Raw genomic sequence first — 18,507 nt, forward strand, 5'->3', positions numbered from 1 at the left:
GCACGGTGAAGGCGGGCCGGTCCGATCCCCCGGACGCCGCCCCGGTTCGTGCGCGTCCCTCGTCTCCCCGCGGGCCGGGAGAGGGCCGTGTCCCCGTCCAGGGGATGCGGCGAGGCGTCAGCCGAGGGTGAGGGGGAGTTGCCGGATGCGGCTCCTTCGGAACCTCACCCTCGCTCCGGCTTCGCCCTCGCTCGCTGCCCGCACGACATCGGCAGCCAGCCCTCTCCCCGCCCGCGGGGAGAGGAGATTGGCGCCTCATCCCGAATCGCGCGGTGGCGCACCAATGACCATGACGTCAGCCGACAGGAACTGACCCCCGTGCTTCTCCTCACCCTCGCCGTCGAGCAGGTCGTGAACGGCCTGTTCCTGGGTGCGATCTACTTGCTGATCGCGCTCGGACTGTCGCTGATCTTCAGCCTGGGCGGTATCGTCAATCTGGCCCACGGCGCGTTCTACGCGATCGGCGCCTACCTGACGATCCAGCTGTCGCCGGCACTCGGCTTCGGCGGCTCCCTCGTCGCCGCACCCGTCCTCGTCGCAGGCATCGGCCTTCTGGTCGAGCGGTTCCTGTTCCGGCGGTTCTACCGCGCCGACCCGATCCTCTCGCTCCTCCTCACCTTCGGCCTCGCCATGGTGGCCGAGCAGGGCATCCGGATGATCTTCGGGGCCCCGCCCCTGCCCTACGCGATCCCGCAAGGATTGCGCGGGCAGGTCTTCGTCGGCGATCTCGTGCTGTCGCGCTACCGGCTGACCATCCTGGCGGCGGTCGTCGTGGCGGTGGCCTGCGTCTGGTTCCTGCTCCAGCGCACCACCTTCGGACGGGTGGTCCGGGCGGGCGTCCAGAACCCCGACATGGTCGCGGCGCTCGGCATCTCGCTGAAGCCCTACATGGCGACCGTGGTGGGCTTGAGCGTCGGCCTCGCGGCGCTCGCCGGCGTGATGCTGGCCCCGATCTCCGGCGTGCATCCGGCCATGGGCGCCGAGGTGCTCACCGGCGCCTTCGTGGTGGTGGTGATCGGCGGGCTCGGCTCGTTCTGGGGCGTGGTGCTCGCCGCCCTCATCGTCGGGATCGTCCGCGGCCTGATGGTGCTGGTCTATCCCGGCCTCGCCGAGGCCGCGATCTACGCCCTGATGGCGCTCATCCTGCTCGTGCGGCCGCGCGGCCTCTTGGGCGAGCGCATCCTGCGGTTCGAGTGACCACCATGAATCACCGCAGCGAGAGACTGACCCTGCCGCTCATGGCGGCCGCCCTCGTGGCCCTGCCCTTCGGCCTGTCGGCGCTCGGGCTCACCCTCACCTCGGCCGCCGACGTGGTGGTGTTCGCGGTGGCCTGCATGGGGCTCAACGTCCTGGTCGGGCAGACGGGCCTCGTCTCCTTCGGCCACGGCGCCTTCTTCGGGCTCGGCGCCTACGCGGCGGCGATCGGCCAGCGCACCTTCTTCCCCGGCACCCTGCTGCCGCCGACCCTGTTCGCCCTCGCCGTCGTGGCGGGCGCGTCCGTGCTCCTCGGGTTGCTGATCCTGCGGCGCCGGGGCGTCTACTTCTCGCTCCTGACGCTGGCCCTGTCGGCGCTGTCCTTCACCGTGGCGTTTCGCTGGACCGCGCTCACCGGCGGCGAGAGCGGCTATGGCGGCGTCGAGCGGACACGGCTTCCCGGGCTCGATCTCGATTCGGCCTGGACCTGGTACGGGCTCGTCGCCGTCACCGCCTTCGCGGTCGCGGTCGGACTGGCGCGGCTCCGCCGCTCGCCGGTGGGCACGGTGCTGGAGGCGATCCGCGAGAACGAGCAGCGCGCGCGCTTCCTCGGCTATCCGACCAACCGCTACAAGCTCGTCGCCTTCACGGTCTCCGCCACCGTGACCGGGCTCGCCGGCGTCCTGAGCGTCTTCACCCACCGCTTCGCCTCGGCCGAGCCGCTCGGCTCCGCCTTCTCGGGCGAATTGCTCGCCATGGTGGTGATCGGCGGCATGCGGAGCTTCGCCGGGCCGGCGATCGGGGCCCTGTTCTTCATCCTGTTCCGCGAGATGCTGTCGATCTGGACCGCGAACTGGCTGTTTTGGTTCGGCCTCCTCTTCGTCGGGTTCATCCTGTTCTCGCCCGACGGGCTCGTCGGAATCGGCCGGCGCGTGTGGCGCCTGGTCCGTCCGCCCGCCACCGAGGACGCCGCCATGGCGGGGCGCAAGGCCGGTGCTCCCGAGAACCTGCCGGTTTTCCTGCGGCCGGACGGAATCGTGGACGGCGTGATCCTGGCGGCAAGCGGCATCGCCAAGCGCTTCGGCGGGCTGAAGGCGGTGGACGGCGTCACCATCGCGGTGCGCGACCGGACGCTCCACGCCCTGATCGGCCCCAACGGCGCCGGCAAGACCACCGCCTTCAACCTGATCTCCGGGATGTACCGGCCCGATACCGGCACCGTGATGCTTGGCCAGACCTCGATCGCCGGCTTCGCGCCGGAGCGGATCTGCGCGGCCGGGATCGGGCGCTCGTTCCAGATCACCAACCTGTTTCCGGCGCTCACTGTCGAGGACAACATTCGCCTCGCCGTGCAGGGGCGCCGCCCCGGCCGGTTCGACCCGTGGCGCGACGCCCGGGCCGACCGGGAGGCGGAGGCCGAGACCGCCGAGATCCTGCGCTGGCTCGGCCTCGCGGGGCTGGAGCGCGCCGAGGCCGGCTCGCTGTCCTATGGCGGCCAGCGCCTCCTCGACATGGGGGTGGCGCTCGCCACCAAGCCCCGGGTGCTGCTCCTCGACGAGCCGCTGGCGGGCCTGGCGGCCGCCGAGCGCACCCGCATCGGCGACATCATCAAGCGGGTCTCGACCGAGGTGCCGGTGCTGATGGTCGAGCACGACATCGACCGGGTCTTTCAGATCGCCGACGCCGTGACGGTGATGAACGAGGGCACGGTGCTGGTCGACGGCACGGTCGAGGATGCCCGCACCAGCCCCAAGGTGCAGGAGGTCTATATCGGCTCCGGCACCGCCGCGATGGCGGCACGCCCCCGCCCGAGCGCCGCCGAGCCGCAGGTCCTGCTCTCGCTCGAGAACGTCGACACCTTCTACGGTAAGAGCCACATCCTGTCGGGCGTCACCTTCGACGTACACGCCCACGAGATCGTGGCGCTGCTCGGCCGCAACGGCGCCGGCAAGTCGACCTGCCTCAAGACGATCACCGGGCTGGCGCCCCATGCCTCGGGGCACATCCGGCTCGGGTCCGATCGCCTCGACGGCCGCGCGGCGGCTGCGATCGCGCGCGCCGGCATCGGCTACGTGCCGCAGGGCCGCGCGCTCTTCGCCGGGATGAGCGTCGCCGAGAACCTGGAGCTCGGCCGGCTCAAGCGCCGCACCGGCAACGGCGTGCACTGGGACGAGGAGCGGGTGCTCTCGTACTTCCCGCGCCTGCGCGAGCGCTGGCGCACGCCCGCCGACTACCTGTCGGGCGGCGAGCAGCAGATGGTGGCGGTGGCCCGCGCGCTGTCGGGCGACGTGCGGGTGCTGCTCCTCGACGAGCCGTTCGAGGGCCTGGCCCCGGCGGTGGTCGAGAGCCTGTTCGAGACCTTCGATGCGCTGCGTCGCGAGGTCTCGATCGTCATCGTCGACCACAACCTCGATCTCGCGCTCGCCCTCTCCGACCGCACCGTGGCGCTGGAGCGGGGGCGCGTGATGCATGCCGGCCCCTCGCAGGCCCTGCGCGACGACCTGGCCCTTCGCCGGCAGGTTCTGTGGCTGTGAGTTCCTACCTATGATCCGCCCCGAGGGAGAATCGCCCGTCATGCCAACCGTTGCCGTCGTCGGGGCCGGGCTGATCGGCCGGTCCTGGGCCGTGGTCTTCGCCCGGTCCGGGTTCGACGTCCGCCTCACCGATATCCACCCGGCGGCGCTGGACGTCGCACCGGGGCACATCGCCGAGGCCCTGCGCCAGCTCGAGGCCCACGGCCTCGTGGCGGACATCCCGGCCATCCTCGCCCGGATCCGCACCTGCCCGACTCTCTCCGAGGCGGTGGCGGGCGTCGACCTCGTGCAGGAGAACGGCCCCGAGACCGTCGAGGCCAAGCGCGCGCTGTTTGCCGATCTCGACGCCCTGTGCGGGCCGGACACGATCCTCGCCTCCTCGACCTCCGCCATCGTCGCGTCGCTGTTCACGGAAGGCCTCGCGGGTCGGGCCCGCTGCCTCGTCGGCCACCCGGTCAACCCGCCCCATCTCGTGCCGGTGGTCGAACTCTGCGGCGCGCCCTGGACCGACCCGGGCGTCATCGCGCGCGCCCGCGCCCTCTACGAGGCCGCCGGCCAGGCGCCGGTGACGGTGAACCGCGAGGTCGAGGGCTTCGTGCTCAACCGGCTCCAGGGCGCCCTGCTCTCGGAGGCGTTCCGCCTCGTCGCCGAGGGGGTGGTGAGCCCGGCCGACCTCGACCGGACGGTGGCCGAGGGCCTGGGGCTACGCTGGTCGTTCCTCGGGCCCTTCGCCACGATCGACCTCAACGCGCCCGGCGGGGTGGCCGACTACGCCGCCCGCTACGGCGGCTTCTATGGCCGTCTCGCCGCCGACCCGGCTCCCGCCGCGGTGTGGTCGCCCGAGAGCGTCGCCCGCATCAACGCCGCCTGGGACGGCGGGCCCGATCCCGCCCCGCCGGCGGAGCGCAGCCGCCGACGCGACGCGCGCCTCGCGGCGCTGATGGCGCACAAGCGCGCCCAATCGTAAGAGTTCAGGAGGACATTCCCATGGCCAAGAGAAAAGTCGTCATCACCTGCGCCGTCACCGGGGCGATCCACACGCCCTCGATGTCGCCGCACCTGCCGGTGACTCCCGACGAGATCGCCGAGGCCGCGATCGGCGCGGCGGAGGCGGGCGCGGCCATCGTCCACCTGCACGCCCGCGACCCGAAGACCGGCAAGCCCGACCAGTCTCCGGCGGCCTTCGAGCCCTTCCTGAAGGTCATCAAGCAGCGCTCGAACTGCGTGGTGAACCTCACCACCGGCGGCGCCCCGACCATGGGCATCGACGAGCGCCTCGGGCCGGCGGCGCATTTCAAGCCCGAGGTCGCCTCGCTCAACATGGGGTCGATGAATTTCGGCCTCTACCCGATGCTGTCGCGGTTCAAGACGTTCCAGCACGACTGGGAGCAGCCCTACCTGGAGGGCTCGCGCGACCGGATCTTCAAGAACACCTTCGCCGACATCGAGCACATCCTGACGACCTGCGCCGAGAGCGGCACCCGGTTCGAGGTCGAGTGCTACGACATCGGCCACCTCTACACGCTCTCCCACTTCGCCGATCGCGGCGTGATCAAGCCGCCCTTCTTCGTCCAGAGCGTGTTCGGCATCCTCGGCGGCATCGGCCAGCACCCCGAGGACGTGCAGCACATGAAGCGCACCGCCGACCGGCTGTTCGGCGCCGATTACCACTGGTCGGTGCTGGGCGCGGGCCGCAACCAGATGACCATCGCCGCCCAGGCGATCGCGCTCGGCGGCAACGTCCGGGTGGGGCTGGAGGATTCTCTGTGGATCGGGCCCGGGAGGATGGCCGAGTCGAACGCCCAGCAGGTCTTGAAGGCGCGCCAGATCATCGAGGGCCTGGGCCTCGACGTGGCGACGCCGGACGACGCCCGCGAGATCCTGGCGCTGAAGGGCGGCGACCGGGTGAACTTCTAGAGCCGCGCCGGATCGCATCGCAGCCGGGGCGGCTCTACGTCTCTGATCGTGCCGAAGTTTCTGCCGGTGAACCGTCATCCGCTGTGTCTTGAAAACGCCCTGGAGCATTCGACGCTCTTCCAGGACTGAGCGGCCGGGCTCGCGTGCGAGTCCCGACCGTTCGCTTCGCGACGGTGAGCCCGATCTCTCGCATAGAGGCCTCGGTGCCAAGGCCTGTTTGACCGATCGACAGACACCATCCTGCCAGCAGCCTCATCCCGAGATGTCGGTGATCGGAGATCGCACGCGATCAAAGATCGACTGAACTCGAAGGAGGGATGCAGAAGTCTCCGAGATCACGGGATCCCTCCTTCGAGGCTCACTGCGTTCATGCCTCGGCATGAGGTCGAGGGCAGGAAAAAAATCTCCTCGCGATCGTGTCGTCGCAACTCAAACAGGCCCCGATGAACGGTTTTGCGGAATAGCTCCTCCGGCGGCCGTATTGCCGGTCGCGATCCACCCCGCCCGGCACGGCGCAGCCTGCCTGAGGCGTGTGGGCGAAAGGTCGTTCGTCGGGGGGAACGTCCAGCCCTTGACCCACCCGCACCGGCGAACGCAGATCTCGAAAGAACTCATAGAAGTAATTATTTTGTTTATATCAAGGATTAATTGTGTAAGAGCTGTTCCGGCGAATGGCTCTGAATCGTCGCATTGCATATATTCCTGCGTGTCATGGCCGGAGCCTCGCGTCGTCATCTTCCGTCGAATGTCGAGGATTGGAAACCGCACGAAGACGGATCCGGTGAGCCGGCCACGGATCGCGGCTTGACACCCCCCGAGCACCCCACCATAAGGGCCCCGTCGCCGAGAGGCGGCTCCTGCCGGCGACGGCAGCGTGGGGGAATGTCCCGAGCGGCAAAGGGGGCGGACTGTAAATCCGCTGGCTATGCCTTCGTAGGTTCGAGTCCTACTTCCCCCACCATTCTGTTTTCAGTCTAGTCCCGTGATCGTGGCCGCTTCGAGGCGTCGCGGACGGGATCGTGGGGCTGTGCCGTTACCTTGACAGGAACGGGCGGCACCATCATAAGGACCCGCCGCTCGTGCGGCGGCCCCTGCCGGCGACGGCAGCGTGGGGGAATGTCCCGAGCGGCAAAGGGGGCGGACTGTAAATCCGCTGGCTATGCCTTCGTAGGTTCGAGTCCTACTTCCCCCACCACTTCTTCTCCTTCGTTCCGATCACCGAGATTCTTCGACGTTGTGCACGGTGTCGTCCCTCGGCGTGCCGGCCGGCCGGCTTCTCGATATTGTCACGGGACGGCGGGTAAGGCTCCCGGTCGGACGAACCGGAGCGGGAAGCACGACCATGGGCGAGTTCGAGGCGTCGCAGCAATCGGCGGTGATCGAGGCGCTGCGGCGCGAGATCGCGGACGCCTACGACGAGGAGCTGGAGCTCGAGATGGAGGAGGAGCGCCTCGCCGGCCTCGTCCCGCCGCGCGAGGGCGCCGGCCCGGACCTCGACCGGCGCTTCTACTTCCGCGAGCTCCTGCGCCTGCAGCACGAGCTGGTCCGGCTCCAGGACTGGGTCCAGGCCCACAAGCTGAAGGTCGTGGTGCTGTTCGAGGGGCGCGATTCCGCCGGCAAGGGCGGCGTCATCAAGCGCATCACCCAGCGGCTCAACCCGCGGGTCTGCCGCGTCGCCGCCCTTCCCGCTCCGAACGAGCGCGAGCGCGGCCAGTGGTACTTCCAGCGCTACGTCAGCCACCTGCCGACCGGCGGCGAGATGGTGCTGTTCGACCGCTCCTGGTACAACCGGGCCGGCGTCGAGCGCGTCATGGGCTTCTGCTCCGAGGCCGACGTCGAGGAGTTCTTCCGCTCGGTGCCCGAGTTCGAGCGCATGCTGGTGCGCTCGGGCATCATCCTGGTGAAGTACTGGTTCTCGATCACCGACGCCGAGCAGGCCCACCGCTTCGAGATGCGGATCCGCGATCCGCTCAAGCAGTGGAAGCTCAGCCCGATGGACGTCGAATCGCGCCGGCGCTGGGAAAGCTACACCCGGGCCAAGGAGGACATGCTGGCCCGCACCCACATCCCCGAGGCGCCCTGGTGGGTGGTGGACGCGGTCGACAAGCAGCGCGCCCGCCTCAACTGCATCGGCCACCTGCTGGAGCAGGTCGCGTACGGCACCGTCGAGCGCCCGTCCGTCCACCTGCCCGAGCGGGTGCGCAACCCCGATTACGTCCGCGGCCCGGTTCCGGCCGAGATGTACGTGCCGGCCCGGTACTGAGCCCGGCATGAGGGATTGGCGCGCGGCGGCTTTCCTCGTCGGCCTCGGTCTCGCCGCGGGCGGGGCCGTGGCGCAGCAGGCCGCGCCCGCGCCGGGCCCGACCCTGCCGATCCTGGCGCGCTTTCCCCTCACGGGCGCCGGCGGCGACCCGCAGACCGCCATCGCCCAGGCGCGCACCTCCGACCAGGTCTCGCTGACGATCGGCGGCTCGATCCAGTCGTCGCTCGGCCCCTACGGCGACCCGTTCGGCGCCCGCGCGTTCCTGGCCGAGCGCGGCATCACCTATACGATCACCTATATCGGCGAGGGCCTGGCGAACCTGCGCGGCGGCCTGAAGCGCGGCGTCACCTATGGCGGCCGCCTCGACACCTCCCTCGACGTCGACCTCGACAAGCTCGCCGGCTGGACCGGGGCGAAGCTCCACACCGACTTCTTCCAGATCCACGGCCACGGGATGTCGCGCTCCTACGTCGACAACCTGACGACGGTGAGCGGCATCGAGGCGCTGCCGGCGACCCGGCTGTTCGAATTGTGGCTCGAGCAGAACCTGTTCGACAACACGCTCTCGATCAAGGTCGGCCAGGTCTCGGCCGATACCGAGTTCGCCATCGCCCAGTCGGCGGTGGTGTTCTTCAATGCGGGCTTCGGCTGGCCCAACATCGGCGCCGTGGTGCTGCCGAGCGGCGGGCCGATCTATCCGCTCGCCACCCCGGCGGTGCGGGTGAAGTACGTGCCCGACGAGCGCCTGTCGGTCCAGGCGGCGATCTTGGACGGCGATCCCGCGGGCCGGCGCCGGGGCGACGACACCGATCCGCAGCGCCTCAACCGCACCGGCACCAGCTTCCGGGTCGCCGACCCGCCGCTGCTAATCGGCGAGGTCGCCTACGCCTACACGCTCGACCTGTGGGGCGAGAGCCTGCACGGCACGGCGACGCTCGGCGGCTGGCAGCATTTCGGCGACTTCGACAGCCCGCGCCTCGACAGCGTGTCGGGCCGCCTGCTCGCCGATCCGGAATCGAGCGGCATCGCCCGGCGCTTTCGCGGCGACCGCGGCGTCTACGGCATCATCGACCAGACGCTCTATCGCGAGCCCGGCACCGAGGACGAGGGCGCCAGCGCCTTCCTGCGGATGTCGAAGGTGCCGGGCGACCGCAACCTGATCGATCTCTACGTCGACGGCGGCCTCGCCTACAAAGGCGTGCTGCCGGGCCGGCCCAACGACACCGTGGCGCTCGGGGTGATCTATTCGCGCATCGGCCCGGCGGCCCGGGCCTTCGACCGGGACACGATCCTGTTCGGCCAGGGGACCGGCCCGATCCGGTCGAGCGAGGTGGTGATCGAGGCGACCTACCAGGCCGAGGTGCTGCCCGGCTTCACGCTCCAGCCCGACCTGCAATTCGTCCTGCGGCCCGGCGGCGGCCTCGCCGACGACGCCGGCCACCGGCTGAAGAACGCCACCGTGATGGGCCTGCGGGCGACGATCAACTACTAGAGCACTTCACGATCGCGTTGCAATCGCGAAGATCTCTAAGTCATTGTTTTGTTGCATTTTTTGCGACGAACCGGGTTCCACTTCGTCGGAAAATGCTCCAGCCTCGGGTGCGGCCAGGGGGCGGTCCGAGCTGCGCCAAGCCTCGGCCTGGCGCCATCCTGGCGCGGGGGCCATCCGCTCCCGGTCCTCCCCGCGCGGGCGCGGTCAGGCGGCCTGGATGTCGTTCAGGAAGATGTCGACCTCCTGCTTGACGCTCAGCGACTGGCTCGCCAGCTCGGCGGCTGCGTCGAGAACCTGCGAGGCGGCACGGCCGGTCTCGTTGGCGGAGGTCAGCACCCGCGCCACGTTGGCCGACACGTCCTGCGTGCCGTGCGCCGCCTCGGCGGCGTTGCGGGAGATCTCCGTCGTCACCCCGGTCTGCTGCACGACCGTGGAGGCGATCATCCCGGAGATCTCGTTGATCGACGCGATCGTCCGGCCGATCTGCAGGATCGCCTCGGTGGCCCGGCCGGTCGCGCTCTGGATCGCGGTGATCTGGCCGCCGATCTCCTCGGTCGCCCGGGTGGTCTGGCCGGCCAGTTCCTTGACCTCCGCCGCGACGACCGCGAAGCCGCGGCCCGCCTCGCCGGCCCGGGCCGCCTCGATCGTGGCGTTGAGCGCCAGAAGGTTGGTCTGGGCGGCGATCGACGAGATCGTCGTCACGGCCGCCCCGATCTGCTCGGAGGCGGTGCCGAGCTCGGCCATGGCCGAGCCGCTGGCCTCGGCCTCGCGGGCGGCGTGGGTGGCCACCTCGTTGGAGCGCAGCACCTGGCGCTGGATCTCGTGGAGCGAGGAGACCATCTCCTCGGCGGCCGAGGCCACCGTCTGCACGTTGACCGAGGTCTGCTCGGCGGCCGCGCTCGAGGCCACGGCTTGCCGGTTGGTGGTGTCGGCGACGTGGGTCATCGCCCGGGCGGTGGCGTCGAGCTCGGTGGCCGCCGAGGTGACGATCTCGAGCGAGCGGGCGATTTTGTGCTGGAAGCCCTTGACCAGGGCGTCGACCCGGTCGGCCCGGCGCTGGCGGGCGGATTGCTCGGCGGCCTGGGCCGCCTCGAGGTCGAGGCGGGCGACGGCGTTGTCGCGGAACACCGCCACGGCGCGGGCCATGTCGCCGATCTCGTCGCGGCGGGTCAGGTCCGGGATCGCCGACGCGACGTCGCCATTCGCCAGGCCGGTCATCCGCCGCGTCGCCCGGTCGATCGGCCGGACGAACGAGCGCGCCGAGACGAAGACCGTGGCGAGCACGAGGGCGAGGATCAGGGCCGAGGTCACGATCATCATGTTCAGCGCCGAGCGCGCGCCGGCGAGGGCCGCGTCGTGCGGAATGGTCATGACGACGTGCCAGCGTTCCGCCACGCCCGGGAAGCGCACCGGCACGGCCGACACGAAATCGCGCGACCCGTCCTGGTTCCTGTGCAGGTCGACGACCGGGCCGTCGGCGCGGTCGGACGCCTCGACGAGCCTGGCGACCTCCGGCCGCTCGATGGGCTTGCCCAGGAGCGCGGCGTCCGGATTCGCGACCCAGGCGCCGCCGGCCGCGATCGTGATCCGCCCCACGCCCAGGGGGGCGAGGCCGCCGGCGAAGGCCTGGAGCTGGGCGAGGCCCACGTCCACGCCCGCCATGCCGATCGCCGCGCCGGCCTTGTTGCGCACGATGCCCACGGCCGTCGTCATCAGGACGCTCTTGCCGTCGACGGTGTAGGTATAGGGATTCAGGATGCGCGAGCGGTTCTCCCGCACCGGCTTGTCGTACCACTCCTCGACGCCGTCCGCCGCCGTCATGCCGAGCTTCTCGATGCCCGCCGCCCCGTCCGGCTTGCGGAAGGCGTAGGGGATGAATCGGCCGAGATCGCCGTCCTTGCGGTCGAAGGCGTTCGGCTCCATGCCGACCGACAGCCCGAGAATGTCGGGATTGCGGTCGATCACGACCTTCATCATCTGCTCGACCGCTTGGCGGTCGGGCGATCCCGATGCGACGACGCCTGACACGGCGTTGGCCACCGTGGCGGCGACCGCCGATCCCGCGACGATCCTGAGCGAGACGTCGTTGGCGTAGCGGTCGAGGAGGGTCTTCATCTCCCGGTTGGCCGCGTCCTCCGACGAGCGGTACATGAAGTACGAGCCGCTGAGCGTGACGGTCGCCATCGCGACGATCGTGACGATGCCGCCACCGAGCGTCAGGCGCGACTTTATGCTTCTGAGGTTGGGCATCGTGCGATCTCGAGGGTGAAATGCAAGCCGCGCCGGCACCGGGCCGGCGTGGTGCGCAGTCGCGTGATCGGCGTAACCTGCGCCTGTAGTGTTAAAAAGGGATTATGAATTGCTTATTCGCGTTCGCGAGAGGCCGTCCGGCACGATTTAACGTGTGAGTAGGCGATCGTCTCGTTTCGTCAAGCAGTCGCGAATGCGGGCGCCGACCGATATTTCCCCCGCCATGTCATGCCTTGCCTTGGGTCGTCGCGTCACGAGGACGACGGCCGATCCCGGCTGCACTTGCGACGCGCGAAAGCCACGCCCGGCTCCTGGCCGGACGTGGCGCGAGGTGGATCCGCGGGCCCGGGGGCGGACGACTACCTGAAGAAGCCCAGGATGCCGGCCGGCTCCGAATAGATGCCGGGCGTCGCCGTCGAGAGTTGCCAGGTGATCGAGCCGATGACCGCGTCGCCGCACCAGCGCGAGGTGCCGCCGTTGGAGAAGCCCCGCAGGTCCCCGGTGAGCGCGAAGCATTCCCGCTTGTCCAGGCCGGCGGTGTGGTAGCGCAGGTCGAGCAGGAGGTTCTTGTACGCGTAGGAGACGCCGACGTTGCCGTACAAGTAGCTCGGCAGGTTGAACGAGTTGAAGCGTCCGATGTCCGCATTGAAGCCGGTGGTGGAGTTCTTCGCGCTCGTCAGCGTGAAGTGGCCGACCTCGCCCGAGATGGTGAGGCCGCCGACGAGGGAGGCCGGCAGCGTCGGGAACATCTCGGGCGACAGCGTGTAGGCGAAGTTACCCGCCGCGTAGGTGCTGATCGCGTGCGTCCCGAAGAAGTTCGGCGAGTGGAACAGGGCCGCGCCGAGCACTAGGTTGTCGTCGTAGGCGTAGGAGACCTTGCCGCCGCCCTCGTAGAAGTCCGAGTTCGCGGTCGTGGCGTAGAAGGGCGCACCGGTGGCGTCGACCAGGAAGGCGCGGCGCTCGTTCGGGTAGTTGTAGTAGTAGATCGCCAGGTCGAAGGTGAACTTGTCGAACTTCGGCCGGATGCCGGCGATCAGGTCGAACTCCATGTCGGGCCGGGTCGGCAGGCGGGTCTGGTAGGTCGCCATCCCGGTATAGAGCAGGTTGTCGAAGTACTGCGTCTCGAAGAAGGTCTGGACGCTGCCGCGGCGGTCCGACTGGCTCACGCCGCGGAAGTTGTAGTCGGTCTGGTAGCGGGCGCCGAGGGAGAAATCGATGACCGGCTTCGGCCCGGCCGCCGCCGGCACCTCGGCCGGCGCCGGCGTGTCGGCCGCGATCGCGGCCCCGCCGAGAATGGGGGCGAGCAGGAATCCTGCCCCGAGGGAGAGCGCTCTGGCGGTCGTGGCGGGGCTCATGGTCGTCCGGGCTCGCTCGCTGGGTCGTTGACGTTCGGTCATCCGGGGGTGGGCGTCCGCCCCGCCGGCCGGATGGTCCGCGGGACGGGCGGTCGCGTGCGGACCGACGGGGGCCCTCCCCCCGTTACTGCCGGGGACGGGAGCGGTCGGATGCGTCGCGAGAAGACGGGGTCTGTCCGCGGCGGCCCGCCGTCAGGCGAGTTCGCCCGCGGCGCGGCCGGGCACGGCCGCGCGCTGACGGCGCCGGATCAGCAGGGTTGCCCCGGTGCCGGCGGCGATCACGAGGGCGAAGATCACGAAGATCTGCAGGTTGTAGACGACGAGCGCGACGAAGCAGACCGCCGCCATCGCCAGGGCCGCCAGCGGCGCCGCCGGGTAGAGCGGCGCGCGGTACGGGCGGGCGAGGCCCGGCTCGGTGCGGCGCAGCCGGAACAGGGCCGCCATGCTGACGATGTACATCGTCAGCGCCCCGAACACCGCCATGGTCACGATGCTGGCGGTGAGCGACTGTCCGGCGATGCTGACGAGGTTGTCGCTGTAGATCGCCGCGATGCCGACCGCGCCGCCGGCGAGCGTCGCGAGATGCGGCGTCTGGAAGCGCGGGTGCAGCCGGGCGAAGATGGCGGGCAGGAAGCCGGCCCGGGCGAGGGCGAAGATCTGCCGGCCGTAGCCCATGATGATGCCGTGGAAGGAGGCGACGAGGCCGAACAGGCCGAGCCAGACCAGCATGTGCAGCCAGCCGCTCGACTCGCCGACGACGCGCTTCATCGCCTGCGGCAGCGGGTCGTTGAGGTCGGCGAGCGACTTCCAGTCGCCGGCGGCGCCGGCAAACAGCATCACCCCGAAGGCGAGCGCGGTCAGCGTCAGGACGCCGGTGATGTAGGCGATCGGGATCGTGCGCTTGGGGTCCTTGGCCTCCTCCGCCGCCATGGCGACACCCTCGATCGCGAGGAAGAACCAGATCGCGAACGGCACCGCGGCGAACATCCCGCCGATCGCGGCGGGGCTGAACGCGTCCTGGCCGGCCCAGCCGCCGGCGACGAAGTTCGAGACGCTGAAGGCCGGGGCGACGACGCCCATGAAGACCAGCAGCTCGCCGACCGCCAGCACCGTCACCACCAGCTCGAAGGTGGCGGCGATCTGCACCCCGACGATGTTGAGGCCCATGAAGATGATGTAGGCGCCGAGCGCCGCGTGCTTCGGGTCGAGGCCCGGATACTGCACGTTGAGGTAGGCGCCGATGGCGAGCGCGATCGCCGGCGGGGCGAACACGAACTCGATCAGGGTTGCGAAGCCCGCGATGGCCCCGCCGGTCTCGCCGAAGGCGCGCAGCGCATACGCGAAGGGACCGCCCGCCTGCGGGATCGCGGTCGTCAGTTCGGTGAAGCTGAAGATGAAGGCGATGTACATCACCGCGACCAGCGCCGTGGTGATCAGGAAGCCCATGGTCCCCGCCTGGGCCCAGCCGTAGCTCCAGCCGAAATACTCTCCGGAGATCACCAGGCCGACGGCGATGCCCCAGAGATGGAAGGCGTTCAGCCCCTTGTGCAGGTTGACGGGCGCTTCGGACATGACGGTTCCCCTCTGTCGGTCGATGGTTGATCTTCAGTTTTCGTTGTCTGTAGACCTCAGGAGCCGGCGATCCTGGGTGCGCCGGACTGCGTACCCAGGGCGGCCGGCATGTCGTCCTTCAGGCCGACACCGGACAGCTTCCGGCTCATTGCTTCGCGGGCCAGCCATCCGAGCTTGCGGGCGGCCTGCTCGGCGCTCAGGCCGCCGTTCGGATGGATGTTCGAGATGCAGTTGCGTTCGGAATCCTGCCGGCCCGGCCGGGGGTCGTAGGTCAGGTAGATCCCGAGGCTGTCGGAGACGGTGAGGCCCGGCCGCTCGCCGACGATCATCACGCACAAAGCCGCGCCCAGGCGGGCGGCCGCGTCGTCGCCGAGCGCCACCCGCCCCTGCGTCGCCACGACGACCGGGGCGAGGCGGAACCCCGCCAGCGCCGCCGCGCAGGCATGGACCAGCGCCGCCGCGTGGGCCTGCACGCCGGTGGCCGACAGCCCGTCGGCGACCACGATGGCGATCTCGGCCGGCGCGATCCCCGCGAAGGCGGCATGACTCTCCGGGGCGAGCATCCGGCCGAGATCCGGGCGCCGCAGGTAGGTGGCGCGGTCGGGGGCGTTGCTGGCGACCCGGAGCGTCGGCAGCGGCTCCAGGGCCCGGCACAGCGCCTCGGTGTCGAGGGCATCGTGGACGGCGTCCCGGGCAAGGGCGTGGGCGTACTGGAACTCCAGCACGGCGCGCATCGGGATGGCGTTTCCGGTCCGCCCGAGGCCGATGCGGGCCGGCGTCAGCGTCCGCAGCAGGGCCCACGGGTCGGTGGCGGGCGCGGTGCCGGGGCGCTCGGTCGGGGTTCGCTCGTCGTCGCGCCGGCTCATGCCACGCGCCCGTCGACGAGCTGGCGCACGAAGCGGGCCTCGAGCGGCGCCGGCCGGCGGGCGCCCCCGCCGGTCACCCCCATCTCGGCGAGCCAGGCCTCGAATTCGGGGGCGGGGCGGACCCCGAGCAGCGAGCGCAGGTAGAGGATGTCGTGGAACGACAGGCTCTGGTAGTTCAGCATCACGTCGTCGGAGCCCGGCACCGCGATCAGGAAGGTGCAGCCCGCTGCCGAGAGCAGCGTCATCAGGTCGTCCATGTCGTCCTGGTCGGCCTCGGCATGGTTCGTGTAGCAGACGTCGCAGCCCATCGGCAGGCCGAGCAGCTTGCCGCAGAAATGGTCTTCGAGTCCGGCCCGGATGATCTGCTTGCCGTCGTAGAGATATTCGGGGCCGATGAAGCCCACCACCGTGTTGACGAGGAGCGGCGCGAAGGCGCGGGCGACCGCGTAGGCACGGGTCTCGACGGTCTGCTGGTCGACGCCGTGATGGGTGCCCGAGGACAGGGCCGAGCCCTGGCCGGTCTCGAAATACATCGCGTTCTGCCCGACCGTGCCCCGGTCGAGGGTGCGGGCGGCGTCGTGGGCCTCGCGGAGCACCGCGAGGTCGACCCCGAAGCCGACATTGGCGGCCTGCGTGCCCGCCACCGACTGGAACACCAGATCGACCGGCGCGCCCCGGTTCATGATCTCGATGCAGTTGGTGACGTGGGTGAGCACGCAGGTCTGCGTCGGAATCCGGTACTCCTGACGCAGCGTATCGAGCATGTCCATCAAGGCGACCGCGTTGGAAACGTTGTCGGTGGCGGGATTGATGCCGATCACGGCGTCGCCGACGCCGTAGAGCAGGCCGTCGAGGGTGCTGGCGGCGATGCCGCGCGTGTCGTCGGTCGGGTGGTTGGGCTGGAGCCGGGTGGCGAGCCGCCCCTCGAGCCCGAGCGTGGTGCGGAACGCAGTGACGACCCGGCACTTCCTCGCCACGCCGATCAGGTCCTGGTTGCGCATCAGCTTCGACACCGCCGCGACCATCTCGGGCGTCAGGCCCGGGGCGAGCGCGGCAAGGGCGGCGGCATCGGCCGCGTCCGAGAGCAGCCAGTCGCGGAACTCGCCGACCGTGAGCGAGGACACGGGCGCGAAGGCCGCCCGGTCGTGGGTGTCGACGATGAGGCGCGTCACCTCGTCGTCCTCGTAGGGGACGACGAGGTCTTCCAGGAAGGTCTTGAGCGGCAGGTCGGCGAGGGCGAAGCGCGCGGCCATGCGCACCTTGGCGCTCCCGGCGGCGAGGCCCGCGAGCCCGTCGCCGGATTTCGGCGCCGAGGCGGCGGCGAGCAGGGTTCTCAGATCCGCGAAGCCGTGCCGTTCGCCCCCCAGCGTGCAGTGATAACGTGCCATGGCGGTGCCCCTCAACTCAGGCGCGCCGTAACGGAACGAAACCATGTCCGACGTTACGGTGAAGCAGGCATGTGTTTTAGCACCTCGCCCGTCCGTCCGGATTGACAGCGGAATCCGGAAAACTGACAGATCGCGACAAAGGCGGGCGTTCTCGACCTCGTCCGGGGCCGGGCGCCACGCCGACGACCGAAACGGGCCGAGAAACGGTCCAGGACATGCATGTCGACGACGTGCACAGGGGCTTCGCCAGAGGTCTCTTGCCCGAGGTCTTTTGGAGGAGACCGCCCGCATGGCCGCCCTCGCCCCCACCGCCGGCACGCCGAAGCTCCTGTCCGCCGCCGCGACGGGGCTGGCGGGCTTCATCGAATCGCGCCGGCTCTGCCTGGACACGATCCTGGGTCACGCCGGGATCGACCAGGCCAGCCTTTCCGACCCGGTGGCGCCGCTGAGCCTCGACGGGTACTGCACCGTCCTCGATCTCGCGGCCCGGCGCTCCGGCGACGACGATTTCGGCCTCGCCTACGGCCAGCAGTTCCGGCCGAGCCAGCTCGGCCTCATCGGCTACATCGCGCTATCGTCGGACGACGCGCTGCACGCGGCCGAGAACCTCGCCAGCCACTTCCGCTATCACCAGCAGGAGACCTCGACCGAGCTGATCTTCCGCAACCCGTTCTATCACCTGACCTACCGGATCGACGATGCCCGCATCGCCCACCGCAGCCAGGACGCGGTGCTGACGCTCGGCATGTTCTGCAACGTCTTCCGGCATTGCGCCGGCCGGGACTGGTGCCCGGACGAGGTCCACCTCGAACATGCCAGGACCGAGAACTGGCGCAGCATCGAGGCCGCCTTCGGTGCGCCGGTCCGCTTCGAGAGCCGGACCAACGCCCTGCTGTTCCGGCCGGAGAGGGCCGTCGCCCCGATGCCGCAGGCGGACCCGGCCCTGCTGCGGCTCATGTGCCACAACATCAAGACCCTGGGCTTTTGCAAGCCGGCGCAGTCCGTCGCCGCGATGACTGAGGACTACATCCGCCGGAACATCGCCAGCGGCTCGGTCTCGCTCGACGGGGCCAGCCGCGTCCTGCACATGCCCGCGCGCATGCTGCAGCGGCGCCTCGTCGAGGAGAATGCCAGCTTCGCCGACCTCGTCGAGCAGGTCCGCCGGGTCGAGGGGCGCCGGACGCTGCTGGAGGGCCAGCTCGACATCGCGCAGATCGCCTACGACCTGGGCTATTCGGAGCCGAGCGCCTTCGTGCGCGCCTTCAGCCGCTGGTTCGGGATCTCGCCCCTGCGCTTCCGCAAGATGCATCGGATCGAGGGCGGTCGATCCCGCGTCCAGTGAGTGCGCATGCGGCGGCGCCCCGACGCGCCTGCCCGGACCGCGACGCAGGGAAGGCGCCCGGGCGGGCGGCCCTGACCGACGCCGCTCGTCTCGACCCGGCTCTCGCCACGACTGCGACTCGTCGTCGCTCACGGCGATGCCACGCATTGCGCGCTCAGCGTCATCGTAATCCGCATCGTTTCTCCAGATCCAAGATCGCCCTCCACGTGGGGAAGTCGATCGATATTTGGGTCATTCGTCATTCGGGGTTGATGGACGAGAGGCGGGCTCGAAGCCCGCTTCGTCGTTTGGGGTTGATAGACGCCCAGGCCACAGGCAGGAAACAGCGTGAGGC

13 protein-coding genes and 2 tRNA genes are annotated in these 18,507 nt (G+C 70.0%); 9 read left to right on the forward strand and 6 right to left on the reverse strand.

What is annotated here, in order from left to right; genetic code table 11:
• Positions 1-318 precede the first annotated feature (318 nt).
• The 8 genes from HPY23_RS29690 to HPY23_RS29725 all read left to right on the forward strand — a co-directional run bounded on the left by HPY23_RS29690 (position 319) and on the right by HPY23_RS29725 (position 9,400).
• Positions 319-1,197 carry a branched-chain amino acid ABC transporter permease gene (locus HPY23_RS29690; RefSeq protein ID WP_091884050.1) on the forward strand — a complete coding sequence of 293 codons (879 nt, stop codon included), beginning with the start codon at positions 319-321 and terminating at the stop codon, positions 1,195-1,197.
• Between the two features lie 5 nt (positions 1,198-1,202).
• Complete coding sequence (locus HPY23_RS29695; protein WP_091884053.1) at positions 1,203-3,728, forward strand: branched-chain amino acid ABC transporter ATP-binding protein/permease; 2,526 nt, start codon at positions 1,203-1,205, stop codon at positions 3,726-3,728.
• A gap of 40 nt (positions 3,729-3,768) precedes the next feature.
• Positions 3,769-4,695, forward strand: coding sequence for a 3-hydroxyacyl-CoA dehydrogenase (locus HPY23_RS29700; protein WP_060848052.1), 927 nt, complete (start codon positions 3,769-3,771; stop codon positions 4,693-4,695).
• Between the two features lie 20 nt (positions 4,696-4,715).
• Positions 4,716-5,645 (forward strand): 3,5-dioxohexanoate:acetyl-CoA acetone transferase, encoded by a 930-nt coding sequence (kce, locus tag HPY23_RS29705; RefSeq protein ID WP_060848053.1) that lies wholly within the window; start codon positions 4,716-4,718, stop codon positions 5,643-5,645.
• Between the two features lie 876 nt (positions 5,646-6,521).
• Positions 6,522-6,606 (forward strand) — tRNA-Tyr (locus HPY23_RS29710).
• Positions 6,607-6,755: 149 nt separating this feature from the next.
• A tRNA-Tyr gene (locus tag HPY23_RS29715) sits at positions 6,756-6,840 on the forward strand.
• A gap of 147 nt (positions 6,841-6,987) precedes the next feature.
• The gene (gene ppk2 / locus HPY23_RS29720) at positions 6,988-7,908 is read left to right on the forward strand and encodes a polyphosphate kinase 2 (RefSeq protein ID WP_060848054.1); all 921 of its coding nucleotides are present in this window, start codon (positions 6,988-6,990) and stop codon (positions 7,906-7,908) included.
• Positions 7,909-7,915: 7 nt separating this feature from the next.
• On the forward strand, positions 7,916-9,400 hold the full coding sequence (locus HPY23_RS29725; protein ID WP_091884054.1) for a carbohydrate porin: 1,485 nt from the start codon (positions 7,916-7,918) through the stop codon (positions 9,398-9,400).
• A gap of 204 nt (positions 9,401-9,604) precedes the next feature.
• Here HPY23_RS29725 and HPY23_RS29730 read toward each other — a convergent pair whose 3' ends face one another.
• The 5 genes from HPY23_RS29730 to HPY23_RS29750 form a co-directional block, all read right to left on the reverse strand.
• Positions 9,605-11,650 (reverse strand): methyl-accepting chemotaxis protein, encoded by a 2,046-nt coding sequence (locus HPY23_RS29730; RefSeq protein ID WP_236012815.1) that lies wholly within the window; start codon positions 11,648-11,650, stop codon positions 9,605-9,607.
• A 359-nt stretch (positions 11,651-12,009) separates the two neighbouring features.
• Positions 12,010-13,005: a TorF family putative porin gene (locus HPY23_RS29735; protein WP_139234907.1), complete on the reverse strand. Its 996-nt coding sequence runs from the start codon at positions 13,003-13,005 to the stop codon at positions 12,010-12,012.
• 192 nt (positions 13,006-13,197) lie between these two features.
• A complete protein-coding gene (gene eat, locus HPY23_RS29740) occupies positions 13,198-14,577 on the reverse strand; it encodes an ethanolamine permease (RefSeq protein WP_091884058.1) in 1,380 nt (459 codons plus the stop codon).
• Positions 14,578-14,633: 56 nt separating this feature from the next.
• A complete protein-coding gene (gene eutC, locus HPY23_RS29745; RefSeq protein WP_091884062.1) occupies positions 14,634-15,443 on the reverse strand; it encodes an ethanolamine ammonia-lyase subunit EutC in 810 nt (269 codons plus the stop codon).
• Positions 15,440-16,831 carry an ethanolamine ammonia-lyase subunit EutB gene (locus HPY23_RS29750; protein ID WP_091884064.1) on the reverse strand — a complete coding sequence of 464 codons (1,392 nt, stop codon included), beginning with the start codon at positions 16,829-16,831 and terminating at the stop codon, positions 15,440-15,442. The genes eutC and HPY23_RS29750 overlap by 4 nt, the downstream gene beginning before the upstream one ends.
• A 289-nt stretch (positions 16,832-17,120) precedes the next feature.
• Here HPY23_RS29750 and qhpR point away from each other — a divergent pair, with 289 nt between their 5' ends.
• Positions 17,121-18,173, forward strand: coding sequence for an AraC-like transcriptional regulator QhpR (gene qhpR / locus HPY23_RS29755; protein ID WP_091884067.1), 1,053 nt, complete (start codon positions 17,121-17,123; stop codon positions 18,171-18,173).
• A 128-nt stretch (positions 18,174-18,301) separates the two neighbouring features.
• On the opposite strand, the gene HPY23_RS32725 is transcribed toward qhpR, so the two are convergent.
• The coding region (locus HPY23_RS32725) for a hypothetical protein (protein WP_210346970.1) at positions 18,302-18,507 on the reverse strand (206 nt) is incomplete at its 5' end.

This window comes from Methylobacterium ajmalii (assembly GCF_016613415.1).
GTDB classification, from domain to species: Bacteria; Pseudomonadota; Alphaproteobacteria; order Rhizobiales; family Beijerinckiaceae; genus Methylobacterium; species Methylobacterium ajmalii.